Origin of the sequence: Legionella sp. D16C41 (genome assembly GCF_048541585.1) — a bacterium.
Taxonomy (GTDB): domain Bacteria; phylum Pseudomonadota; class Gammaproteobacteria; order Legionellales; family Legionellaceae; genus Legionella_C.
On sequence record NZ_CP183303.1, the window covers coordinates 717,314 to 742,299 of the forward strand.

Here is a 24,986-nt window from a genome sequence, read left to right on the forward strand (position 1 = left end):
TAGCTAGCTCAATCAAATTAGGAAAGCTATCATGAAAATGCTTACTGCAATTATTAAACCTTTTAAACTTGATGACGTTCATGAAGCATTAATAGAAATAGGGGTTCCGGGAATTACTATTTCTGAAACTCGAGGCTTTGGGCGGCAACGTGGACACACAGAACTTTATCGAGGCGCAGAATATGTTGTGGATTTTTTACCAAAAATAAAAATAGAACTTGCTTTACCAGATAATATGGTTGAGCCAGCTATTGATGCTATTTGTAAGGCTGCCTACACAGGTAAAATAGGCGATGGTAAAATTTTTGTTTATGAATTACAGCAAGTTATAAGAGTGCGCACAGGTGAAGTAGGCGAAGACGCGTTAGGTTAGTGTTAGCAGCTCACTAACCCGCTAGCAAGTTAGTTAACGTAATTGTGAGTTAATAAAAGACCATTCGGGCTGACTAACAGGTGTAATCGATAAGCGGTTACCTCGACGCAGCAACAGCATATCACCAAGTTCCGGGTATTGTTTTAATTGACTTAGTGAAATAACATTGGCAAATTTTTCTTTAAACTTAACATCGACCATAAACCAACGTGGATTTTCTAAAGTACTCTTAGGGTCAGGATGGTCACTAAAAGGATCAAAAGCGGTATGATCAGGATAAGCTTGGCTGCTAATTTCTACAATACCTACAATGCCGGGAATGTCACAATTAGAATGGTAGAAAAAAGCTAAATCGCCAATAGCCATTTGATCGCGCATAAAATTACGCGCCTGGTAATTACGTACGCCATCCCAATGCGATGTCTGGTTAGGCGCATTATAAAGGTCATCAATACTAAAGCAATTAGGTTCAGATTTCATTAACCAATAATTTGTCATTTTTTATTCCACCAATAAATATTATTCGGCGTAATCACTGCTGTTAAAGGAACATCCCACTCTTGAGGGATAATATAGGGCTCATACTGAAAATCATAAGCAACACCAATAAGTAATGCATGATGTTCATTTTCCAGTGTTCTATCGTAATATCCTGCCCCCATTCCTAAGCGTGTACCATAATTATCAAAAGCTAAAAGAGGTATAAAGATTAAATTTAAATTGCTTGGTGCAATCGCGTGAGTTAAGTCAACATCAGGCTCCAAAATCCCATAATGATTTTCTATTAAAGGAGTAGCTGGTGTTGCAGGTAAAAATAGTAATTTTTTTTCTGCTGTAATCACCGGAAAATAACAATATTTGCCATGCATAGGAGCTGCTTGCCAGATTTCTTTAAGACTAATTTCACCACCATGAGCGTGATAAAAAGCAATTCTTTTAGCATAGCGATACTCTTTAAGTTGTCGAATACGTGTGCATATCTTTGCAGCAGCTTCCTTTTGATAACTAAGAGGTAATTTTTTTCTCACTGCTCGATTAGTATTGCGTAAAATTTGTTTAAAGCGATCGGCCATAGCTACAGAGTCTAATTAATACTTAATGACATCTAAATAAGGCATCCAATCTAGTTAAATTTTAATTATTTATCAAGTAATTTTTACACACTTTAATTTTATCTAAACTCTTTAAAAGGCGTTTAAAAAGTTAATGACTTATTGGTGCTTGGCTATTACTGGCTATGGCATTTGCACAAGCAGGAACCCCATTAGGGATGTTTATCCTTTAACGCCAACGATGCTAGCGGTTTCGCCATCTGCTAATGCTACGGTTTAATATCAATTGACTAATCAGTCCCGAAGAATGCATACGCTAATGTTAAGTTATTTTTAATCTAGCCAATTTTAAAAATTAATTTAAAGAAAGCTTACTACTAAATTGATGATATTAAAGTTTAAAAAAGGCATAGGTTGTGAAATATAAATTCAAGTTTTATATCAGTTTCTTCGCTAACTTTTAATTATGATGAAACAGGCTAGTCAAATTATAAAAAATATTGTATATAGCCGTTCTAGTGACTACTTAGTGAAGACACTAAAAATAGAGCTAAAAATTAAGCTTACGTGTCTATTAATTGCGCAGGTATGTTTTAATGTTTAATTGTAAGCTAGCTTGTTAACGAGCCAGTGCTTTTAAATAAAATAAATACTCAAAGACGTGCCTAGCCAATATTAGACCTCTTGCCTAACCTATTTATTTTGCGTGAGTGCAAGGCGCAAGGGTTTTGAGGAGCGGAGTTTACATGGCGTAAATGAGCACCGGAGAAACCCTTGCAACATAGCAATCGCGTAAAATAAGTAGGTTAGGCAAGAGGTCTATTGAAGTTTAACTTTAGAGTTATTAAATTAACTGGTGAGAGATAGTAATGAGTGATTTATTTGATGAAGATGATGATTTATTAGAAGAAGTATTTAGTCCAGAAGATAGTCTGCCCCTTGATACTGATATAGCAGAAAATACCATTTTAGATGCACGACGTCGCCTTGAGCAGGCGTTAGAAGAAAAGCGCCTTCGCGATGAGCTAGATGATTTTGTAGATTATTAAATGGCTTTAAAAATTGTCTTTGGTGGACAATCTAGCCATATAAATTTTGTCCGTCACGATCGCCTTTTTTTAGGTGAAGGCCTTTTTGAGACGATAAAAGTTTTAGATGGGGTCCCTTGCTATGCAGAATTACATTGGCAGAGGCTCCATCAATCAGCTAATTTTTTAAGTATACCATTTGATCTTTCCTTACCTGCGTGGCTTGATGAACTTTCTTCTTATATTAAAGCGAGTAATCTTCAAAATGGTGGTATTAAAGCTGTTTTAAGTAGTGGAAGTGCCCCCAGAGGTTTAACGGCCAAAGGCACAACGCCTTATCTGTTTTTAGAAGCATTCAATTATCAATGTGATTTCTCGCCTATAAGGCTTATTAGAGCGCCTTGGCTTCGCGATAGTAATAATCCTATTTATAAAATTAAGTCAATCAACTATCTTGAGGCTATTATGGCTTCTCGGTATGCAAAGGAGCAGGGGGCTCATGATGTCTTATTCTTTAATTTAGATAATTTTGCTCTTGAGACAACGGTTGCTAATTTATTTTTAATTATTGATCAACAAATAATTACGCCGCCTTTATCTTGTAACATTTTACCCGGAATTACTCGCAACCGTATCCTTAAGCTATGTAAAAGGTTAAATAAACCTTACTTGGAAACCATGATTAGTACTGCAATGTTGGCAAACGCAGATGCTGTGTTTGTTTGTAATACCCTGCAATCTATTCGTTCTGTTAAGGCTTTAGATAAATTTAACTATAATGAGCATCATCCTTTAATAGATAAGTTAAGAGAGCTTTTAACTAAAGTGATTTAGTCTTTAAAATTCTTGTTAAAGTTCTAAGATAATTTTTTAGCTAAAATTAAATTCATTATTAAACAAAAACTTAACTTTTTGTTTATAAATTTTTTAAATTAATGTGAAAAAATGTTTTATAAATTGCAAAAAAAATGCTATAGATTATTTATAGTTAATAAATCCTTAATCTAGGTTTGTTAATATACTTTTAAGTATTAATGAGAGGTGCTTATATGGCTAATAGCACAAGAAATATATTAGCAGGTTTGAACTCAAGAGCTGTTAATTCTGTAACTTTAGAAGAAGTTATAGGAGAATTGCCTTTTGATAAAAAAACCGAAGCTAATAAAAGTACTTCCTCGTCTTTAGCAGAAATTGTTAAAAAATCTCTTGCAAACAAAGATCACTTCGATCTAACTCCCAATAGTTAATTATTTTAAGCTAAATAAGCTAAAATATATTGACAAAATTTTATATACTTAATTTAAAGAATATTCGACAGAAGAATATAGCTTTGCTATTTTACTTGAGTAGTTTAAGAGTTAACTGGAGTAGCACGTATGGCTAGTTTTACCGAAACAACCCATTGGCGTGACTCGGCGAGAAGCGCTCGCTTCTTTATTGTAGATGCCCGAGCAGCATTTCCTATTTTTTTATTTTTAATGCATATAAGGCTTTGGACTGCATTTTTAGTCATTGTTTCAGCAATCTTTTTTGGCGTTATTGAACACTACGGTTTTACTGTACCTGTTTTCTTAAGATGGCTAAGAAGTTTTCTTGCTGGAAGAGTTAAATCCTCTCAACCATGGTGGCGTTATTAAAATGAGTAATGAAATAGATATTCGTAAAAGTATGGCCTTAATTGCCGCTTCAATGAATGCAAAATTTTATTTAAATGATCGCTTCATGAGTTTTGATGAGGTTTTTTCTGATACAGGTTTATTGCCTGCCATTGCTCGGCGCGCTGATCAATTATGTTCGCTTTGCCTAGGTTATGGGTTAGGCGCAACCTTTGATGAAGCAGAAAATGCACTTTTAGGTACGCGCGTGGTTTTTGACGAAGTAACACCGAACTCATTACGCCTTTTATGTATGACTGATGTACTTAATGAATTAATCCAAGGCGGTCCAAGCCGAGATTATACGCCCCTAGATGAATTAATGTATGACTAAATATTGACCATGAATTAAATATAATGTACAATTAATTAACATTTAATACGGAGGCTTGCCAAAAGTTTTATCTTAGAGAAGAATTTAAAAGATAATTGTAAAAAAATTGAAAGTTTTTAATGTTTTTAAGTTTTTCTTAATGAAAATTCTGGTAAGCTAGTATTGGTAGAAAATGATTTGGAAGAAAAATGAGCACGATAAATAGATTTTTTAATCATCCAGCTGCAGGTACTGTTAGTAGAAATCCTACTTCTTATAAAGTTGGTGAGAAAAGTGTGCCCAATGATAATGAAGCAAAAGATAAAATAGCGAAATTTGTAGAAAAACTTTCTGCTGGGTTGGGAAACCTCACCGAAACAACAAGAAAGATTATGAGTATGAATCCAGCTACAAAGGAAGTTACTGAACAAGGATATGATAAAGTTAAAAAGGCAACTACTAAAATTATGGAGGTTGTGCAAACTCCTGGATATAAATTACCTACAGAAACCCAAGTAAGTCAAGAAAGCTTTTAAATCAAGAGCTCTACAAGGTCAAGGTAAAGTAACTCCATCTACATCTGATGAGATATCAGATCCAACGTCAACTCCAAGTCCATTCAGATAATTTAATCAGTATTTAACCTTTAAAGGTTGAATACTGTTATAATAACTTTAACATCTTATTATCATTTTGTGTAAATTTCTTATATTATGAGTAAAAATCATTTAACTGATGATCAAATAAAAGCGATCTTACAAATATTGGAAGACGCCATTAAAGGAGGTCCGTGGGATGCTTCTAACTTTTTAAAGGTTATTGGAAAAACCTTGCAAGATTATCATAATGAATTGACAAGATTATACAATGAAAGTAAGGCGATAAAAGATCAAAGCGGCTATGGTGCTGGTAGAGCGCTTAATGAAAACCAACAAGAAGTTTTTATTTCGTTATATACTAGTGATGGTGGTAATATCCAAGCTTGGGAGCGAATTTTATTTAATTTACCCAAACAAATAATCTCTCGTCCTATTTATGCTCAGGAAGAGGATGTTAAAAATTTAATTAAATCAAAAGAAAATAAAATAAATGAAGCATATGTGTCAATTTGGGTGGATAAAGATACTATTTTAAATTTACCTCCTGATAAAGCGCCACGCGATCGTTTTGGTAAGTCACTGCTTACTTTAAAAGATCGTTCAATAGATCTTAATAATATTGATTATTTTGCTCATCTTTCTGGTACTTATCGTTATCAAAGAGGGCGTTTAATAATGGCTAATATAGAGCATTAAACCTTAGCAATAAAAAATTATCTTGGTTAATGACTATTAGAAGCGATAGTTAATAATTAAATGTAGTAGCTTAAAGTTAATTTATAGTTAAAAACGCAGGCAATCCCTCCAATTTTAGCTGCTATAAGTATAATGAAAGGTATATACTTGAATAAAATAACTGGATTTAATTAGCCAATGGCCCAACAACCACAGCAACCGGGTGGTGGCGGAGGTGATAACTCCATGGCGCCGGTATGGATAACCTTACTGGTCTTTTTGGTTTTATACATTATTTGGTACGCCGCCCATAAATATATTGTATCGTTTGTTTTTCATATTAATCTATTACAAGCTAGGTTTATTAACTTATTTATTGAGAATCCTAAGCTTTCTAATGATGTTTATTTAATGCAAACCCTAAACCCATCTTCGGTTAATTGGGAGCAATTTGTTAATCTTACTGCAGGCGTAGGCGATTATATCCGCTATCCGATAGTGGTGATTCTAGTAGTGCTAGCAATTTGGCTTTACAAGTCCAATGTTACTTTAAAGTTTCGCAAAGCTCATGATATGAAATCATTGCGTGCCCAAGAGCAATTTAATTGGCCAGCTATTATGCCAATTGTTAAAGAAGATATTGTTAATGAAGATGTTAGTAAAGGCCGTTGGGCAATGGCGTTAACCCCAATGGAATTTGCTCGTAAATATAATCTTTTAAAAAAAGATGATGTCTTATTAGATAATCCTGTACCGGGGATGGAGTTTACTGCAGGTATTCGTCGTGGCGATGCGAAGCGTGTTTTTACTTTGCAGCTAGGACCCTATTGGGAAGGATTTGAGCGCTGCTCTCCCCAGGCTTATGCCTTAGCAACTGTCTTTATAGCACGTATGAATCGTGATCGTAGTGCTGCGAGTATGATTTTAGAGCGCCTAGATAAGACATGCGCTCAAGGTAAACCTGATTTTGCTGTTGCCAGGCCCATTTTTAAAAAATACGAAAATACAGAGCTTGTGCAAGAAATAGTAGGTAGCCATGCTTATATGCTAACTGTTATAGCCTCTTTATTAGAAAACGCTCGTAAGGATGGCGTAGTACCTACTGCAGAATTTTTATGGTTAAAGCCCCTAGATCGTCGATTATGGTATATGCTTAATAGTGTTGGTAGACAAACGCCATTTGCTGAAGTAGCTGGCCCTTATGCACATTGGATAGCTGAAAAAGCACTGGGAAGGCGTTCGTTAGTTCCTATGATTGATGAAGCTATTAAAGCCTTAGAGATAGCTGTAAAGGAAGTGAAGCTGTCTCCTCGTGAGTTGCAGGAGTTAAAGCCATGATGCGTGGTATTGATTCAAGGCATGAAATTGACCCGACGCTGCTCTTAAGAGACACGCGTACAATTGGGCAACGGGTTGCAGATTTTTTTTCAGACCCAACTAATGTCTCAATTGTGCTGGTGACTTTAGCAGGCGTTGCCTACTACATGTCTGCAGTTGCTACTTTAGTATTATTTTTGGGATTTTTTAGTTTTTTCTACAGCTATACAAGAAAACAAACCCTTCCTTTTAGATTACCTAAGATTGCTCAAGTAAAAGATTATAATGATTTAAAACCAGGTATTAAAACGCCTAATATGGCGCGAGGCATTACGTTTTTTGGTAATGATAGAAAAACAAACGAAGAGCTTTGGTTTGCCAATGAAGACATGCGGACCCATGCTTTAATTTTTGGCTCAACTGGTAGTGGTAAAACAACAGAAGCTTTAGTTTCGCTAGCTTTTAATGCGTTAGTGCAAGCAAGCGGCTTTATTTATGTAGATGGTAAAGGCGATAACTCGCTGTATGCCAAAGTTTTTTCCATGGTTCGTAGTATGGGGCGTGAAGATGATTTGCTTCTTATTAACTTCATGACTGGTGCGAGAGATATTATTGGTCCTCAAGAGAAACGCTTATCTAATACGCTTAATCCATTTTGCCAAGGTTCATCTAGTATGTTAACCCAGCTAGTTGTTAGTTTAATGGGTTCTTCTAATCAATCTTCAGACGGCGATATGTGGAAAGGACGAGCGATAAGCTTTGTTGAAGCTTTGATGAAGCTTTTAGTTTATATGCGCGATGAAGGCGCTCTTTTACTTGATGCTAATACCATTCGAAATTATTTCGATTTAAATCGATTAGAAGCTATTGTTATTGATAAAGTTTTCCCTCGTGATGAACAAGAGAGTGTTAATATTGAGTCTATACCAAAATTAGTTACAGACCCTCTACGTAACTATGTATTTAACTTACCTGGATATAATAAAGAAAAGAAAGGTAAACAAGTTTCGCAAGTATTGGAACAACATGGTTTTATTACCATGCAGTTAACTCGGACGTTCTCATCCCTTGCAGATACTTATGGTCATATTATCAGAACAAACCTTGCGGAAGTTGATTTTAAAGACGTTGTTTTAAATCGTCGCATTTTAGTTGTTTTATTACCTGCTCTAGAAAAATCACCTGATGAATTAGCTAATTTAGGAAAAGTTATTGTTTCTTCTTTGAAAGCTATGATGGCTGCAGGCTTAGGGGAAGAGGTTGAAGGTGATTATCGAGATGTTATTGAGCGAAAAGCAACCAATGCACCTACACCTTATATGTGTATTTTAGACGAGTATGGTTATTATGCCGTACAAGGTTTCGCTGTAGTTCCAGCCCAGGCACGTTCATTAGGCTTCTCAGCAATTTTTGCAGGCCAAGATTTACCTGCCTTCCAGAAAGCTTCTAAAGAAGAAGCAGCATCAATTGGTGCAAATACAAACATTAAAATTTGTATGAAGCTTGAAGATCCAACAGAAACTTGGGATTTCTTTACCAAAACTGCTGGTGAAGCTTATGTTACTAAAGTAGATTCCTTTCAGACAAAAGACTCAAGTATTGCCAATACTTATATGGATACCAAAAGTTCTTCATTTGAAAAAAGAGCTCGTATTGATTTACTGGACTTAAAAGAACAAACTGAAGGCGAAGCTCATATTTTCTTTAAATCAAAGATTGTACGTGCACGCATGTTTTACGCTAATCCTAAACCTGTTAAAAAATTAAAATTAAATCAATTCTTAAAGGTTGAGCCGCCAGCTGATGACTATTTAGCAAAATTACAAAAACAACTTTCAGGCTTCCAAGTTATATTAGATAGTGGCGACTTATCTATTAATAAAACAGTAGAAACTGAAGAAATTACGCTCATTACTCAAGCATTGCATGAAGCGAATGTCACAGAACCAATAGAACGTGGTGTAGCTGCGCTACTTGCCTATCATAGTCGTAATGAATTACCTCCATTAGAGGAAATTGAGGAAGAAGAGGAAGAGGGTGTTTTAACTATCTTTAATAAACTGCGTCAACACCCAGGTTCATTACCTCTTTTAGCCAAAGATGTTGAACAATTTTCAGCAGCCTTAATTGATGTTAATAGTACCCGTAATTACTTATCTAACATTGAGCGTCTCAGTGGCGCTAAAGATAAATACTCTGGCTCTATTGCTAATGAGCTTATTAAAGATTTTAAAACAGCCACTAGTTATCCTCCACAAGAACGAGACTATATTAGTGGGGAAGATTTAGCAGAATTAGCCAATCAACTTTCTGATAAAATTAAAAGTGAGCGAGAAAAGGCTAATTTAGAGAATAATGAATAATTTATAACGAATAATTGATTCCCCCCTTGACAGTCCTACTAGCTTAGGGTAGTAAGTTATTGAAATAAAATTATTTATTGCTTTTATTATGTGCATTTTTAACAATGCACTATGAATTTTTTAGGAATCGCTTGTAACCTGAAGATTTGTATGTTTTGATTTTAGTAAATAATTTAGCAATATTGTGACAGGATTTTAAGTGAAACGAGTATGTATTGGCTTTATAACCTTTTTGCTCCGATATTTTGTCGTCGTCTCCTTATTAATTCTAACCGGATGTTGCTGCGGTAATGGCAAGTTATTACTCCTTACGCAACAAGGATTTAAATTGCCTACTCGAGTTGCTGGTTCCTCAGATGCTTATGTTATTGCTCAGCAAGCTGGGTTTGCTCGTTGTGGAGTTAAAGTAATTACAATTGGCTCTGATTATTTAATTAGTATTCCATCAACTGTTTTATTTGCTGATCAATCACCACGAATAAAATGGGAAGCTTATTCAGTGTTAAATAAAGTCGTTAAATTCATGCGACAATTTAGAAAAATAGGCGTTAACGTGACAAGCTACAGCAGCCAATATGTCTCTTCTAAACGAGAGCAATCATTAACTTTAGCGCGTGCACGAGCAGTTTCTGATTATTTGTGGTCACAAAAAGTAGATAGTCGCTTTATTTTTGCGGAGGGTGCTGGTAGCGATAAGCCAATTTCTGCATTCATGCAGGGAGGGGATCGATCTGTAAGCTCAAGAATAGAAATTACTTTCCGTGATGCTGTAGCCTAAGTCAGCATAATAGTTAAATAAATTTGTATATGTATTAAGTGTGAATTTAATTTAAATAATTTTTTATAAGGTAAAAATTAACACGGTTAAATAGCTTCTTTGCCAATTAATATTCAGAAGTTGGTCTGTAAGATAAAGTAATGTAATTGAGCTAGTTATTGAATACGAACCAATCGTGACATATTAGCAAAAAATCTAATTGTTTTAATTTTTCTATTAGCTGACTTAGCTAATAGAAGTAGATTAATTAAGTATGATGTAAGGATAAATATTGTTAAGAAATTTAAAAGCTTGTTGCTTAATGCCTTAAATGAGGTTTAAATGAGTCGTCAATCCTGGAATAGAATAAAGCAATCTAAGTCATTTTATGTGGTGACTTATAGACGAGCTTTAAAGTTTTTACTAATGTCTATGGCAATAAATGTATTTTTTTGCCTTGTTATTAGTTACTTGTATTTAAATAAACCTGAGAGAGCCTTTTATGCAACAAATGGTATTACGCCACCTATAGAGCTTACTCCTTTAGCTACACCAAATTATTCATCAAAGCCCTTGTTGCCACCAGACCCAGTTGATGAGAATGAAGAAAAAGCCATACCACAATAATAAGAGGAAAAGATGGTTAAAGATTCGCTAACAGCTGTAACCTTGCGTAATGATTTTTATCGTGATGGCCAAAGAAAAATGGTCTTAGGCTTACTGATTTCACTATTTACTAACTTATTTTTAGGCGGCATGGTAGCCTATTTATTAACACATCCCCCAGCGCCAAAATATTTTGCGACAAGTATTAATGGTCGAATTACGCCTCTTTTCCCGCTAAATGAGCCTAATCAATCTGATTCTGCTGTACTGCAATGGGCCAATCAAGCAGCTATCGCAGCGTTTACTTACAACTTTGTTAATTATAGAGACGAATTACAAGCAGCTTCAGGATTTTTTACTGCAGATGGCTGGCAGCAATTTTTAGTTGCTTTGCAACAATCTAATAATCTTGACGCTGTTAAGGCGAAAAAACTTATTGTTTCAGCTGTGGCAACTAGAGCGCCTATTATTTTGCAAAAAGGCTTATTAAATGGTCGCTATTCTTGGCGGGTTCAAATGCCCTTACTGGTAACCTATCAGAGTGCGAGCGAATTTTCGCAACAAAATAATGTGGTTACTATGCTAATCACTCGAGTCTCGACACTTAACTCTCCTCGTGGTATTGGAATTGCCCAATTTGTAGTTGGTCCAGTGAATGGCGGAGTAACCTAATTATGTTTAAGCCAGCTAAAAGCTTTACTAAAAAAGTTATTTTAATGTTGCTTTTTATAGTGAACATAATAGGCACTAATCTATATGCTGCTGAGCAGTCTGATTCTGCTCAACAAGCTCTACAGCAATTACGATTATTACAGCAGCGACTAGCACAACAAAACCCAGGTAGTGGTAATACAAATGCAGCTGGCACGACGGCTAGTAAAACACAAACTACTAGTGTAATACCCAATATCAACAATACTTCTGCAGCTGTTACAACTACAGCTAATGTTCGTGCAAATACAGCTCCAGCTACTGTAACATCTACTACAACTACGACCACAGTGGCGCCGACTGAGCAAGCAGTAAATCCTGCACCAACGATAACTAATGAATCAATAGATGCTAGTGCTTTTGAAGGTATTACGCGACAATTATTTCCTCTTACGCCGGAACAAACTATTCGTTTAAAACAGATGTTTCAAACAGCGGAATTTGCTCAAACTTCGCCAGCTGGTATTCCTCCAAAGCCAACAGCTACTTCCCAATTTGTTAACTTATCTCTGGTTCTACACCACCTGTTATTCGTTTAGCGCAAGGATTTGTTTCTTCATTAGTTTTTCTAGATTCAACTGGTGCTCCATGGCCTATCAGTGCATATGATCTTGGCGATCCCTCTTCCTTTAATATTCAATGGGATAGAACAAGTAATACGCTTATGATACAAGCTACTAAATTGTATACTTACGGTAATTTAGCTGTTAGATTGAGAGGATTAAATACACCTGTTATGCTAACGCTTATTCCTGGGCAAAAAGCTGTTGATTATCGAGTAGATTTACGAGTTCAGGGTTATGGACCACATGCTATTACACCAGTAACTGAGGTAAGTTTGCCAGCTAGTGCAAATAATATCTTATTACATGTTCTTGATGGTGTGCCACCTGGCGGAAGCCAGCGTCTAACAGTTAGCGGCGGTGACGCCAGGGCATGGCTATTTAACAATAAGATGTATGTTCGAACTAACCTTACAATTTTATCACCAGGATGGATAAGTACCAGACGACGAGCGCAGATGGTATGCATGCTTATGAAATGCAAAAATCGCCAGTATTGCTTGTATCTTGGCATGGAAAAGTCATGCAGCTTAAGGTAGAAGGGTTATAATCAAATGGCAGGTAGGAAAGAAAATTTACAGGCGTTATTCACTAATACCCGGTCACGCGTTATTATCATTTTTACAGCAATCCTTTTGATTTTAGCTGTTTCATATGGTTTATTGCGTTTTATCCGTTCAAACGAAGGAGCTTCGGTAGGGACATCTGCTGTGAGTAACCCGCCAGGAATTCAATCTATTCCCGGTTCACTTGACCCAACTATCCAATATGCAAAACTTCAGTATACGCAAAATGTAAATCAAGCACAATCTGCTCTTAAAACGGGCGGTAGCGCTATTCCTACTATTATACGTTCACAAACGTTAGGGTCTGGCGTGCAAGGAGTAGGTTCCCAAGGTGGTGAAGGTGGTTTAAGTTTTACAGGGCTCAATATTGCTCAGCAAGCGGTAACCAACGCAGCTTATGGATACAAGATTTACAAACCAATAATTGTAGTAAAGCAAGTGTAAATAAGGTGGTGGCACAAGGAGCAAATCTAATTGTACTTAGAAATGCTTGCAGTTGTATTCAACTTAAAGATATTGGTTATCAAATAAATGCCTTACAACAAGTTTGCTCTTGCCAAGAATTAAAGGCAGCTGGTTTTAATGCAAATGACTTTAAGCGTATAGGATATACTGCTGAACGGTTGCGTACCTGTCAATTCAATGCTTGTGAGCTCCGTGCTTCAGGTTTTACTGCTCAACAGCTAAAAGATGGCGGTTTTAGTGACGGCGAGCTGAAAGGCGCAGGCTTTTCTGATCAAGAAATAGCGCGTGCCAGCGGTTTACCAAGTAATATTCCTATAAGCGAGGTGCAAAAGGCTGATTGCCAACCGCAAGCCTTAGCTCGCTTGCGCGCTGCTGGTGTTAGCGCTGGTGCTATTAGGCGGATTAATGGTTGTAGCGCAGCACAATTAAAAGCTGCGGGATACACCGCTGCACAATTAAGAGATGCAGGATTTACTGCGGCTGATTTAAAAAATGTGGGTTTTACGCCTGAGCAGCTTCGACAAGCCGGTTATGGCGCTCGTGATTTATTGAATGCTGGCTTTACACCTGCAGATTTAAGTCAAGCAGGTTATTCCCCGGCTAGTATTGCTGCTGCGCAAAGTGAATTGCCTCCGGGTATTACGCCCGAAGATATTAGACAAGCTGACTGTAATGCAATTGCATTACGCAATGAGCGGCTAGCAGGTGTAAGTGCTAGACTCATTCGCCAATACGCTGGTTGTAATCCACAGAGCTTGAAAGCTGCTGGGTTTACAGATGATGATTTAGCAAATGCAGGCTTTACACCAGCACAGATAAATAATACGGGTGCAGCTATAAGTGATAATACTATTAGGGCGGCTGACTGCGATCCGGCCAAGCTAAAAGCACTATATGCCCAAGGTGTCTCAGCCAAGAGAATACACGAGCTAAATGGTTGTAGCGCTGCAGCTTTAAAAGCAGCTGGATATAATGCAGCTGATTTATTAGATGCAGGCTTTACTCCACAAGATTTAGCAGCAGCAGGTTTTACTCCTGAACAAATAAGAGCTGCTCTAGATAATCCTACCGCGGCTATTCGGGCAGCAGACTGTGATCCTACTAAGTTAAATGATTTATTAAAGCGCGGGGTTTCAGCCTCTCAGATTCGTGAACTAAATGGCTGTAGTGCTCAGGCATTACGCTCAGCGGGTTTTGACGCTAGAGCTCTAGCTGATGCAGGCTTTACTCCGCAAGACTTAGCAGCAGCAGGCTTTAATCCAGAACAAATACGAGCAGCTATGGCTGCTTCTGATGCCGCTATTCGAGCAGCAGATTGTGATCCTACTAAGTTAAATGCTTTACGTAAGCAGGGTGTTGCAGCTAGTCGTATTATTCAATTAAACGGTTGTAGTGCACAAGTTTTAAGAGCCGCAGGTTTTACACCTGCTGAGCTTGGTCAACTGGGTACAAGCCCAGCGGCTTTAATAGCAGCCGGACGCACTGCTGATTGTAGTCCAGCCTCACTTAGTGCCGCACGTGCTGCTGGTATTTCTGCTACAACTATTAGAGAAACGTTAGGTTGTAATGCTGCTGCCTTAAAAGCAGCAGGCTTTAGTGCACAAGATTTAAGGAATGCTGGATTTACTGCAGCTGAATTAAAGAATGCGGGTTTTACAGCTGCGCAGTTGAAAGCGGCAGGTTATACTGCACGAGAATTACGTGATGCAGGTTTCTCAGTACAAGACTTAAGGAACCTTGGTTTTACGCCTGCTCAGTTAAGAGAGGCTGGTTTTACCGCAGCACAAATGAAAGCGGCAGGGTTTAATGCTGGTCAGTTAAGAGCTGCCGGTTACTCTGCAAAGGATTTAAGGGCAGCAGGCTTTAGTGCAGCAGATTTAAAGGCGGCTGGTTTTAATGCTCAAGATTTAAAAGAAGCAGGATTTAATGCCGAAGAACTTAAAAATGCTGGATTTAGTGCGCCAGATTTAAAGGCAGCAGGCTTTTCAGCACGTGATTTGGCTCAAGCAGGCTATACCTCAGCAGAGCTACAAAACGCTGGATTTAGCCCAAATGATATTGCTAAGGCTATGGGCTCGGAAGTACCAGGGCTTAATGCTTTAGCTAATGGCTCACCAGTTGATTCAACCATTCCTGCGATCGGAAGGCCAGGCACCTTAGGCACAGCTAATATTCCTGTTGCTACCGTTAGTAATGTTCCAACAGCAAATTTAAATAATAGAAATGCGCAAATGGAAGCTGCTATTAATCGACAGAACCAGCAGATGGCTGATCAAAGATATCAACAGCATTTACAAGAGCGTGAAAATCAAATGCTTAATGTAGCTAACCAATACTTACAGAATTGGAGTAGGGTTAGTCTACAAGTTTATGCGGCTGGCACTCCCCCAGTAAAGACAACTACAACTACTACACGAGTATCGTCAGCTAATAAGACTATAATCTCTAAAAATCAGACAACTGTAGTTAATACAAATGGTGAGCTATCTCAACAAAAGGCATTAATTAAAACAGGAGATGTTCTTTTTGCGGTAATAGATACTTCTGTTAATAGTGATGAACCTGGACCAATATTAGCGACAGTTGTTTCTGGCCGTTTTAGAGGCGCAAAATTAATTGGTAGCTTTAATTTGCCAAATAATGCCGATAAAATGGTTATTAGCTTTAATACTATGTCTGTTCCAGGAGCCAGTAGAAGTACACCAATTAATGCCTATGCCATTGATATAAATACAGCCAGGACGGCATTATCAAGTCGTACAGATCACCACTATTTATTACGTTATGGTTCTTTATTTGCTTCTTCCTTCCTTGAGGGTTTAGGTAACGCATTCCAATCCGCTGATACGACAGTAACAGTAGGAGGAGTAGGAGGTGCTGGTACTGTTACGGTTCAAAATGGAATTGGGCGTTCTGTATTACAAAATGCAGTTATCGGATTAGCTACAGTAGGTAAAAATTGGGGACAGTTTGCACAGCAACAATTTTCTACTCCTACTACTGTGTATGTCTATTCAGGAACTGCAATAGGGGTACTATTTACTCAAGATTTAATCACTCTTTAAGCTTAAGCGGGTAAGACATGGTAGACAAAATTGACGATAATGATGAGTATGAATTTGTAGATTACGATAATGTTAGTACTGACCCCATGGGCCAGGAAGACGCTTTAGATAATCATACAACACCGGTACGTCCAAATGGTGGTGGTAGCCATATTATTAGAAATGCACTTATTGCTGTAGCCTTAGTTTTAGTAGCATTTGTGGTTTATAAATTTATTGGCTCATTTACTAAAAAGTCTACTTCTAAAGAAGCTAGCATTCCTTCTATAACAACTTCATCAAATCAACCTTCAACTACTGCAACAACTACTACTGATACTAGTACCGATAATTCTTCAGCAGTTGCAACCGTACCAACTCAGGCTGCAGATACGCAGACACAAGTATCGCAGCCAGAAACAACCTCTGTACAGCCCACAGAATTGACGCCTACCCAGACAACGACTTCGTCTACTACTACAACTACGCCAACTGCCGTTACAGTGAACACAACGCCGTCGCCTGATCTAAGCCAGCTTGAGCAAAAAATATCAGCAATAGATATTAATCAACAAACTATTCAGTCAGATATAAATGCTCTTACTAATCAACTTAATGGAATTAATTCGAATATAAGTAATTTAAATGTAAAAATTGAGAATTTAGCTCAGATAATTAATACACTTTCTGCTACAATAGAAAGGCAGGCTAGTCAACTTACCGCATTAACAATTGTAAAAAAAACACCTAAAGTGAAAAAGGTAGTGACGAAAATAATCGTTCCACGTAACGTTTATTATATTCAAGCGGTTATTCCAGGTAGAGCTTGGTTAATTGCTTCAAATGGGTCTACACTTACGGTAAGGGAAGGGACGAATATTCCAGGTTATGGAGTAGTTAAATTGATTGATCCTAATCAAGGCCGGGTCTTGACAAGTTCAGGGCAAGTAATTAGGTTCAGTCAGCAAGATAGTTGAGGCAATCTATTATGGCAGGTGGTAGTTCAGTTACAAATTGGATAACCTCTAATGCAGATATAATTGTTAATATTGCTAAAAGTTTAATTCCTATAGAGAGGCTTGTTACAGGAGCTGCATATGTAATAGGTGTATCTTTTGCATTTAAAGCGATTTATAGTCTAAAATCTTATGGAGAGGCACGTACAATGATGTCGAATAATACTAGCCTTAAAGAGCCTTTAGTCTATCTTTTTGTAGCAGGAATTTTTATTTATTTTCCTACCGGGTTAGGTATTCTACTTAACACAACATTTGGTTCATCTAGTATCCTTCAATATGCGCCTATAGATAGTCAAAATCCGACCCTAAATACATTATTCGGTAGCGATAGTGTAGTTGGACAATCCTTAGCAATTATTATTCAGGTCGTCGGTTTAATTGCTTTTGTGCGAGGTTGGGTCTTAATTGCACGTTCATCTTCACAAGGGCAACCTCCAGGTGGGTTAGGTAAAGGAATGGTTCACGTTTTCGGTGGTATTGTTGCGATGAACATTGTTCTTACGTTACAAATAATTAATAATACTTTATATGGTACAAGTTAATTTATAGGAGAATAAATGTGAAAAGCTCAGCTTTTTTTGACAAAATAAATTTTAAAAGGTTATTTGCTTGGCTGGCTTGTATTGGATTTATGTTAATGGCAGAGGCAGTTTTTGCATCTGGTCAAACCATCGGTACTATGGCATCTAACATTGTTAAGTCATTTGCCAGTTTGACTCGTCTAATTACTGCTGGGTCATATATAGCCGGGATAGGTTTTTCTATTGGTGCTATTATGAAATTTAAACAACATAAAGATAATCCAACGCAAATTCCTATTGGTACCCCAATAGCGTTAGTGCTTATTGCAGCAGCGCTACTGTTCTTACCTACAATTTTAGATGTGGCTGGATATACTATGTTTGGTAGTTCAGGTGGAAAAGTAGCTGGTCCAAGTGGATCGATTATTACTTCTCCAAGTGGTTAATAGGATAAAATTGTTCAGAAGCCTTTTGGCTTCTGGCACTTTTTTAAGTTTTTGTTATAACGTATGTAGGTGTTATCTATGGCTTCTAAGCAGGAGCTTAATAAGTTAAATCTCGTGGCAAGCCCCGGTGCATGGCGTTTGTATTCAGCCAGAAAAGCTGACGAGCGTTTTAAGGCATTTGAATTAAAGGTATTTCAGCGGGATCGTTATACTTGTCAATTTTGTGGATTTCAAGCTAAGTTATTTCAAGAAGTTGTGAACCTTGATGGTAATTATACAAACAATCGTTTAAGCAATATGGCTACCGCATGCTGCTTTTGTGCGCAATGCTTTTTTGTAGAATCTGTCGGCGTCGGGGGATACGGCGGTGGTACGCTAATTTATCTACCTGAGCTCTCACAAGCCGAGTTAAATAGTTTATGTCATGTTTTATTTTGTGCTATAACGAATGATACAGGGTATAAAACTAGTGCACAGAATATCTATCGCAGTTTTAAATTCCGTTCTCAAGCAGTGGAAGAGAAATTTGGAGAAGGGACAAGTGATCCTGCTATTTTCGGTCAATTAATTATTGATTCTGGTGCATCTCTAGAGACTGCAGATAAGCTTTTTCATAATATTCGTCTTTTAGCATCCCGAGCTAAGTTTCGTAAGCAAATTGAGCAATGGGCTGCAAGTGCTTTAGAAGAAATGGCTGAGGCAAGTTAAATTATCTATTTTTTTACACTACCATTTTATTTAACACAAAAATTCTGGCTAATTATTTAGTAAAATCAAGAGAAATTGATGCGAAACTAGTAAAGTATTGTAGAACTAGCTAGATATTAAATTAATTATTTAAGTTAGTTTGAATCATGATATTGTTAATTCGTTATTAGTTATTCTTAAGCTAATTGCTAGTTAAGCCTAGTGGTTAGCGAATTAATTAAGAATATATTCTATATATATTAGAAATAGTTGATTATACAGACTATCTTTAAAGTGACTATCAGAAATATAAATTGATGATAAATTGTTTTTATTAATTATACTTTAGCTGCAATTGTTGCACTGAGAGCTAAAATAGGAAAGGGTATGGGTAAGTGGGCAGAGTCTTTTTTTGAAAGTGTAGATACGTTTTTCGCCTGGCTTAGTACTTCCTTAAAACAAACTACAGAGTCTTATTGTGAGCTAGAAACTGCCGATAGTCCCACAGTTTTAGTCACGCATGATGGCTCACTACTTTCTATTATAAAAGTAGAAGGAATTACTGCTTTATCTGGAGCAGATGAATTTCAGATATTAGTTGAAGGTCTAACTAATTCATTTCAAGCGGCTATGGCTAGGCCGGGTCATGCGCTACAAGTTTTTTTTAGCCACGATAAACAAAATATTAAAAAGGTTATTGAAAATATTTATGCGCCAGCACATAGTACAGCTGACCGACTGGAGCTAAGTTTAGCTGATTTATTTAGAGAAAGAATTGATTATTTAGCGCAATATTGTGCTGATGAGAAGGTTTTTTTTGTATTATATACTCGCCCTTTTAATTTAGCACAGGAACAGTTAAAAGCTGCTAATAAGGCGAAGCTTAAAATGATAAGAGATATTAAAGCACCGCCTTTTAAAAACACGCAAACGATTTACGCTGCAATTCCTGAATTGCGGGATACACATGAAGCGTATGTACGCGCTATTTTAAATGATTTAGGAACACTTAACATCTTTGCAAGCTTAATGGAAGTTCATGAAGCAGTGCATGCAATTCGCATGACAGCTGATCCTGATTTTACAGCTGAAGATTGGCGAGCGACTTTACCAGGCGATAAAATTTACCCCCGTGAAATTAATGATTTTGAGGGTGACCCTTCCGACTTGTTATGGCCTTCATTAGCAAAGCAAGTCATTCCTAGAGATGCTTTTAGCCTCGATTTAAGGACGGTACAGGTAGGTAATAAAATTTATTCTTCGGTATTTATTGATTTATTTCCGAAAGAGGTTAGGCCTTTTATTAGTCTATTTTCACGAATCTTACCTTCCCATATACCGTGGCGAATTTCATTTTTAATTGAGAGTGAAGGGCTAGATACAATTAAATTTAAAGGTTTATTAGCTGCAATTTTAAGTTTCTCTTCTGCACAAAATAGGCTAATTAGTGATTCAGTCAATCTTTTAAAATATTTACAGCTCAATACCGATGATGCAATTGTAAAATTGCGTGTTGTCGCAACGACCTGGGCTAGAGAAGGTGAAATACCTTTATTGCGTCGCCGCAGTTCTGAGTTAGTTAAAGCAATTCAAGGCTGGGGTTCTACCGATGTATCTGAAATTTGTGGTGATCCATTTGCAGGATTTGCATCAAGTATGCTAGCTGCGACGCTAAATAGTGCGGCTGTACCTTCAGTTGCACCCTTATCTGATGTGGTAACCATGCTGCCTATCACACGTCCTGCTTCTCCCTGGCAATATGGTGCAATTTTATTTCGTTCACCTGATGGTAAACCATGGCCTTATCAACCAGGTTCTACCCAACAAACAACCTGGATTGATTTAGTTTATGCGCGTCCTGGTTCGGGTAAATCAGTATTATCAAATGCTTTGAACCTAGCATTATGTTTATCAGCGGGTTTAAATAGATTACCACGAATTGCTATTATTGATATTGGTCCTTCAAGTAGCGGTTTAATTTCCCTTTTAAAAGAAGCATTACCAGCGTCTCAACGGCATTTAGTAAGCTATTACCGCTTGCGTATGACTCCTGAATATTCAATTAACCCTTTTGATACTCAACTTGGTTGTCGCTATCCTACAGCGTCAGAGCGTTCTTTTTTAGTGAACTTTTTAACGTTGCTTACTACTCCTTTAGGCGCTACTAAGCCTTATGATGGCATGGCTGATTTGACCGGGATGGTGGTTGATGAATTGTATAAAAGTATGGCCGATGAATTTAATCCGACGCCTTATGCACCAGGCGTGGAAGAGTTTATCGATAGTATTTTAGAAGAAATAGGTTTTATTAGAGATTCAAAATCAACCTGGTGGGAAGTAACCGATTCTTTATTTTCCGCAGGTTTTATTCATGAAGCAATGCTGGCTCAACGTTATGCTATGCCCTTGATTGCTGATGCTGCATCCATATGTCGTACAGCTTCCATAGAAGATTTATATGAAAAGGTTACAACTCCTACGGGTGAGTCATTAATTAATGCATTCTCTCGTATGATTTCAGGAGCAGTACGTGAATATCCAATTTTATCTAGAGTAACAAGCTTTGATATAGGCGATGCACGTGTGGTATCACTAGACTTAGATGAGGTAGCAAAAAGTGGAGGCGATGCGGCCGATAGGCAAACGTCAGTCATGTATATGATTGCCCGATATGTTCTAGCGCGTCATTATTACTTAACTGAAGAAAGTCTGAGTAATATTCCTGATCAGTATAAAGATTATCATAAAAATAGAATTTTAGAAATTCGCGAAGATCCAAAGCGTATTGTTTATGACGAATTTCACCGTACTGCTAAATCAGCAGCCGTTCGTGATCAAGTCTTGATTGATATGCGTGAAGGAAGAAAATGGAAAGTACAGATTGCTCTACTTTCGCAAGCAGTAGAAGATTTTGACTCAGTTATGATTGATTTTGCTACGTCTATTTATATTATGGATGCAGGCCCTTCGCAAGCAGTAGAAAAAACAACACAAATTTTTGGTTTATCGAATACGGCTAAAATTGCTTTGCGTACGCGAGTTCATGGTCCACGGGCAGGGGGCGCTACATTCTTAGCGCAATATGCCACTAAAACAGGGGTCAATGTGCAGTTATTGACTTTAACACTTGGACCTATTGAATTATGGGCATTTAGTACTACAGCAGAAGATGCTGCGGTTCGTAATCGTCTTTATAGGCACTTAGGGCCTGCGGAAGCAAGACGAGTATTAGCTAACCTATTTCCTAATGGCTCTATTGCAAAAGAAGTAGAAGATCGTCTAGCAGCCGTTAAAGCACAAGAAGGCTTAATTGAAGAAGATGCAAAAGACAGTGCTATTGAGCAACTTATTCATGATATTTTAGAAGCTTATTCAAAAGATACCAATATTAAAGTATTACCTTCTAAGGTGATTTAGGATAATAGAGACTGCTCCTTCTCACCGAAAGACTGTATTACATTTTGGAATGAAATAATAATTTAAAATATTCATGTAGAAGGCTACACTCCGCTTTTTGAAGTATGATTTTCATTTAGTCTTAAGATAGGCCCTGGAGCTATTACTATTTTCTATATGAAGTTAACGAATAAGAATAGATTGATTGATTTGTGAAATTGAAGTAACTCCTGTTAAGGTCATAGCAATTTGCATTTCAGCAGCAAAAATATCCAATAAATGTTCTACTCCCTTTTGTCCCTGAGCGGCTAAAGCATAAACAAAAGCTCTTCCTAATAAAACAGCTTTTGCTCCCAGGGCTAACATGCGAACCACATCAAGCCCTGATCGGATACCTGAGTCGACTAAAACAGTTAACTCATCTCCAATGGCGTCTACGATAGGCGGTAGCGCTTTAGCAGTGGATAAGGTACCATCTAGTTGACGTCCACCATGATTTGAAACAATAATGCCATTAGCGCCAAATTTTAGCGCTTCTCGGGCATCTTCAGCATCCAGGATTCCTTTTATAATCATGCCACCTTTCCAGAAGCTTCGAATCCATTCTAAATCAGCCCAACTAATAGAGGGATCAAAATTTTTATTTAGCCACCCAATATAATCCTGTAAACCAATAGCTTGATTCATATAGACTGAAATATTTCCTAGACTATGTGGTCTGCCTAAAATTCCAACTTGCAAAGCCCAATTTGACTTAAACATCGCTTGTAATATTCTTCTGGATCTACTAAATGGTCCTGATAATCCAGAATGGGCATCACGATACCTTGCACCTGGCATAGGCATATCTACAGTAAACACTAAATTGCGAATTCCTAAAGCTTGAGCTCTTTCCAGAACATGTTTCATAAAGCCACGATCTTTAAGCACATAAAGCTGAAACCAAATAGGTTTAGAGTCTTCTGCAGAGACTTCTTCCAAAGAACACACCGATACTGTGGATAGAACAAATGGAATTCCTTTATTTGCAGCGGCTCTTGCAGCCTTAACTTCACCTCGACGGGCATACATTCCAGTTAGACCAACCGGGCCTAAAATAATAGGCATTTTCAGTTTTTCTGCAAAAAGTTCTACTTCTAGCTTTAAATCGTCTATTTTTCTAAGAACGCGCTGCTTTAATAGGATGCTTTGAAGATCATCTATGTTTGCCCGAAGCGTTTGCTCTGCATAGGCGCCTCCATCAATATAATCGAATAAAAAGCGTGGTAGTTTACGTTTTGCAGCGATTCGATAATCTAAAGCAGAAGAGATGATCATCCATGAACCTCAGAAGAATTATTCCTGGTGGTTTAATCTTACTAAAATTTAAGTAATTCGAATACTATGAAAAATCTTTCAGAAAATAGAGTAAAAATAGGATGAATAAAAATTAAGATAAAATAAGGTCATCACAAGTATTTAATCTCTTTATACGCATCCTCTTAGTTTCTATAGCAGATTCTCTTTCTTCCTAGCTTATCAAATCTAGATGTGTAATTAACTAAGGCTATATTACTATAAAGAATATAATTGATTTTCGTCAGCATTTGCTTCTTGCGACAAATCACATTTTATTTTTTGAAAAACTTTTTTCGTTGCAGGAGTAGGTGTAAAAAAACTAATAAATCTATTAGAGCGCTGCTGAAATAGCTGATCTTCTTTACTAGTTTCAAAATCTATGACTTCTTGTAAGAGTTCAATTGCACTAAGCGTGGTTTGACCAGCTATCGTTTTATATAGCTCTTTTACTGCAGCAAATTTTTTTCTTGTCTTAAGATCACTGTAATGCGTCTTAGGAATCTCTTCTAATCGCTTATAGAGCTTCTTTAGTGCTTTTAGTTGATAAGGATTTAAATCTTTATAAATCGTTGGTGGCAGGGGTAGAACATAAAATGAGGTTTTATCAGGTAGACCACCTCTTAATTTAGTTTTGTAGTTAAGAGGAATAAAAAATTGCGTAGATATATTGGTTTTAAAGGCAAGGATTGCCTCAAGCATATTGATAGCACTATGTCTACATGTATTGTTGATATTAATTTCGCCTATTTCTTTAGCAATTTTATCTCTACTTTCTAGGGTTTTAATAGATACACTATTAATTATTGGGTGCCAATCATTTAAAGCTTGATGTCTAAAAACAACTTTAATGTTATTACCGTTATTTAGTTGTTCTTTGATAGGGACATAAGCTCTAATGGGTTGGCTATTTAACTTAATTCCTGCGCTAGACATTCTATGTAAGGCGTCACGAACTCCTTTATTTTCTAACTGTTTCTTTTCCAAATAGGCAATCAGTTCTAAAAACTCTTGCATTTGCTCATAATTAATTGAATAAGCTTGATAAGCTATAGAATCAATTTGTGTTATGTGACGCGCAAGACCTTCGTCGACCAGTCTGGCTAGATTTTTTGTATAGAGGTTTTTAAACAATGTTTTGTATATGTTTTTTGAGTCAGGATCAATGTCATTAATTTTTCCTACTCGTGCAAGTAATTGCGGAGTATTGTTTTCGATAACACCAAGCATCAAAAAACTATGAAAACCTTTTTTAGCCATAGCTAAAAAATATTCATCATCCTTATCAAAAATACGTTCATTTAGCATAATATTGAAAACTAATTGCCTAAATGAATCGATTGTAAGGCAACCTGTTTTATAATGAAAATAATTCTAAAAAAATAATTAGCTTAAACAATTTACTACTATATAGACAGAATTAAATTTTATTTGTAGGTCATTAAAACACGCTCTTAAACTAAGGTTCATAAATTAACTTATCCATGTTATGCTC

At 36.9% G+C, this 24,986-nt stretch carries 24 protein-coding genes and 1 pseudogene; 21 read left to right on the forward strand and 4 right to left on the reverse strand.

Annotation, left to right across the window (positions count from 1 at the left end; translation table 11 throughout):
* Positions 1 to 31 precede the first annotated feature (31 nt).
* A complete protein-coding gene (locus ACNVED_RS03195) occupies positions 32 to 373 on the forward strand; it encodes a P-II family nitrogen regulator (RefSeq protein ID WP_419420321.1) in 342 nt (113 codons plus the stop codon).
* A gap of 33 nt (positions 374 to 406) precedes the next feature.
* Here the strand turns inward: ACNVED_RS03195 and ACNVED_RS03200 are convergent, their stop codons facing one another.
* Both ACNVED_RS03200 and ACNVED_RS03205 read right to left on the reverse strand, forming a co-directional pair.
* Positions 407 to 871, reverse strand: coding sequence for an EVE domain-containing protein (locus ACNVED_RS03200; protein WP_419420322.1), 465 nt, complete (start codon positions 869 to 871; stop codon positions 407 to 409).
* Entirely contained in the window at positions 868 to 1,446 is a 579-nt protein-coding gene (locus tag ACNVED_RS03205; protein WP_419420323.1) for a 5-formyltetrahydrofolate cyclo-ligase, read from the reverse strand. The genes ACNVED_RS03200 and ACNVED_RS03205 overlap by 4 nt, the downstream gene beginning before the upstream one ends.
* A gap of 848 nt (positions 1,447 to 2,294) precedes the next feature.
* Here ACNVED_RS03205 and ACNVED_RS03210 point away from each other — a divergent pair.
* From ACNVED_RS03210 to ACNVED_RS03305, 20 genes and pseudogenes are all read left to right on the forward strand, one after another.
* The gene (locus tag ACNVED_RS03210; RefSeq protein ID WP_419420324.1) at positions 2,295 to 2,474 is read left to right on the forward strand and encodes a PA3496 family putative envelope integrity protein; all 180 of its coding nucleotides are present in this window, start codon (positions 2,295 to 2,297) and stop codon (positions 2,472 to 2,474) included.
* On the forward strand, positions 2,475 to 3,287 hold the full coding sequence (locus tag ACNVED_RS03215; RefSeq protein WP_419420325.1) for an aminotransferase class IV: 813 nt from the start codon (positions 2,475 to 2,477) through the stop codon (positions 3,285 to 3,287).
* Between the two features lie 215 nt (positions 3,288 to 3,502).
* Positions 3,503 to 3,700: a hypothetical protein gene (locus tag ACNVED_RS03220; RefSeq protein ID WP_419420326.1), complete on the forward strand. Its 198-nt coding sequence runs from the start codon at positions 3,503 to 3,505 to the stop codon at positions 3,698 to 3,700.
* Positions 3,701 to 3,829: 129 nt separating this feature from the next.
* Positions 3,830 to 4,090, forward strand: coding sequence for an IcmT/TraK family protein (gene icmT / locus ACNVED_RS03225; protein WP_419420327.1), 261 nt, complete (start codon positions 3,830 to 3,832; stop codon positions 4,088 to 4,090).
* A gap of 1 nt (position 4,091) precedes the next feature.
* A complete protein-coding gene (locus tag ACNVED_RS03230) occupies positions 4,092 to 4,442 on the forward strand; it encodes a type IV secretion IcmS family protein (RefSeq protein WP_419420328.1) in 351 nt (116 codons plus the stop codon).
* A gap of 188 nt (positions 4,443 to 4,630) precedes the next feature.
* Positions 4,631 to 4,957, forward strand: coding sequence for a hypothetical protein (locus tag ACNVED_RS03235; protein ID WP_419420329.1), 327 nt, complete (start codon positions 4,631 to 4,633; stop codon positions 4,955 to 4,957).
* Between the two features lie 177 nt (positions 4,958 to 5,134).
* Positions 5,135 to 5,716, forward strand: a complete 582-nt coding sequence (icmQ, locus tag ACNVED_RS03240) for a Dot/Icm secretion system protein IcmQ (protein WP_419420330.1) — start codon at positions 5,135 to 5,137, stop codon at positions 5,714 to 5,716.
* A 177-nt stretch (positions 5,717 to 5,893) separates the two neighbouring features.
* Positions 5,894 to 7,033, forward strand: a complete 1,140-nt coding sequence (icmP, locus tag ACNVED_RS03245) for a type IVB secretion system coupling complex protein DotM/IcmP (protein ID WP_419420331.1) — start codon at positions 5,894 to 5,896, stop codon at positions 7,031 to 7,033.
* On the forward strand, positions 7,030 to 9,375 hold the full coding sequence (locus ACNVED_RS03250) for a TraM recognition domain-containing protein (RefSeq protein WP_419420332.1): 2,346 nt from the start codon (positions 7,030 to 7,032) through the stop codon (positions 9,373 to 9,375). Before icmP ends, ACNVED_RS03250 begins: the two co-directional genes overlap by 4 nt.
* Positions 9,376 to 9,574: 199 nt before the next feature.
* On the forward strand, positions 9,575 to 10,153 hold the full coding sequence (gene icmN, locus ACNVED_RS03255; RefSeq protein ID WP_419420333.1) for a type IVB secretion system protein IcmN/DotK: 579 nt from the start codon (positions 9,575 to 9,577) through the stop codon (positions 10,151 to 10,153).
* A 321-nt stretch (positions 10,154 to 10,474) separates the two neighbouring features.
* Positions 10,475 to 10,759 (forward strand): type IVB secretion system protein IcmM/DotJ, encoded by a 285-nt coding sequence (gene icmM, locus ACNVED_RS03260; protein ID WP_419420334.1) that lies wholly within the window; start codon positions 10,475 to 10,477, stop codon positions 10,757 to 10,759.
* A gap of 12 nt (positions 10,760 to 10,771) precedes the next feature.
* Positions 10,772 to 11,410, forward strand: coding sequence for a type IVB secretion system apparatus protein IcmL/DotI (locus ACNVED_RS03265; protein WP_419420335.1), 639 nt, complete (start codon positions 10,772 to 10,774; stop codon positions 11,408 to 11,410).
* A gap of 44 nt (positions 11,411 to 11,454) precedes the next feature.
* Positions 11,455 to 12,562: pseudogene (locus tag ACNVED_RS03270) on the forward strand (DotH/IcmK family type IV secretion protein).
* 4 nt (positions 12,563 to 12,566) lie between these two features.
* Positions 12,567 to 13,022, forward strand: coding sequence for a hypothetical protein (locus tag ACNVED_RS03275; RefSeq protein ID WP_419420336.1), 456 nt, complete (start codon positions 12,567 to 12,569; stop codon positions 13,020 to 13,022).
* Positions 12,980 to 16,108: a type IVB secretion system protein DotG/IcmE gene (dotG, locus tag ACNVED_RS03280; protein ID WP_419421136.1), complete on the forward strand. Its 3,129-nt coding sequence runs from the start codon at positions 12,980 to 12,982 to the stop codon at positions 16,106 to 16,108. The genes ACNVED_RS03275 and dotG overlap by 43 nt, the downstream gene beginning before the upstream one ends.
* A 17-nt stretch (positions 16,109 to 16,125) precedes the next feature.
* Positions 16,126 to 17,064 carry a type IVB secretion system protein IcmG/DotF gene (gene icmG / locus ACNVED_RS03285; protein ID WP_419420337.1) on the forward strand — a complete coding sequence of 313 codons (939 nt, stop codon included), beginning with the start codon at positions 16,126 to 16,128 and terminating at the stop codon, positions 17,062 to 17,064.
* Positions 17,065 to 17,075: 11 nt separating this feature from the next.
* Positions 17,076 to 17,648, forward strand: a complete 573-nt coding sequence (locus ACNVED_RS03290) for a type IV secretion protein IcmC (RefSeq protein ID WP_419420338.1) — start codon at positions 17,076 to 17,078, stop codon at positions 17,646 to 17,648.
* Positions 17,649 to 17,737: 89 nt separating this feature from the next.
* Positions 17,738 to 18,073, forward strand: a complete 336-nt coding sequence (locus ACNVED_RS03295) for a type IV secretion protein IcmD (protein WP_419421137.1) — start codon at positions 17,738 to 17,740, stop codon at positions 18,071 to 18,073.
* 78 nt (positions 18,074 to 18,151) lie between these two features.
* Positions 18,152 to 18,781 (forward strand): type IVB secretion system protein IcmJDotN, encoded by a 630-nt coding sequence (icmJ, locus tag ACNVED_RS03300; protein WP_419420339.1) that lies wholly within the window; start codon positions 18,152 to 18,154, stop codon positions 18,779 to 18,781.
* Between the two features lie 366 nt (positions 18,782 to 19,147).
* Positions 19,148 to 22,177, forward strand: a complete 3,030-nt coding sequence (locus ACNVED_RS03305) for a type IV secretion protein IcmB (protein WP_419420340.1) — start codon at positions 19,148 to 19,150, stop codon at positions 22,175 to 22,177.
* Between the two features lie 162 nt (positions 22,178 to 22,339).
* Here the strand turns inward: ACNVED_RS03305 and lldD are convergent, their stop codons facing one another.
* Both lldD and ACNVED_RS03315 read right to left on the reverse strand, forming a co-directional pair.
* Entirely contained in the window at positions 22,340 to 23,473 is a 1,134-nt protein-coding gene (lldD, locus tag ACNVED_RS03310; protein ID WP_419420341.1) for an FMN-dependent L-lactate dehydrogenase LldD, read from the reverse strand.
* Between the two features lie 237 nt (positions 23,474 to 23,710).
* Positions 23,711 to 24,799, reverse strand: a complete 1,089-nt coding sequence (locus ACNVED_RS03315) for a hypothetical protein (RefSeq protein WP_419420342.1) — start codon at positions 24,797 to 24,799, stop codon at positions 23,711 to 23,713.
* Positions 24,800 to 24,986: the final 187 nt, after the last annotated feature.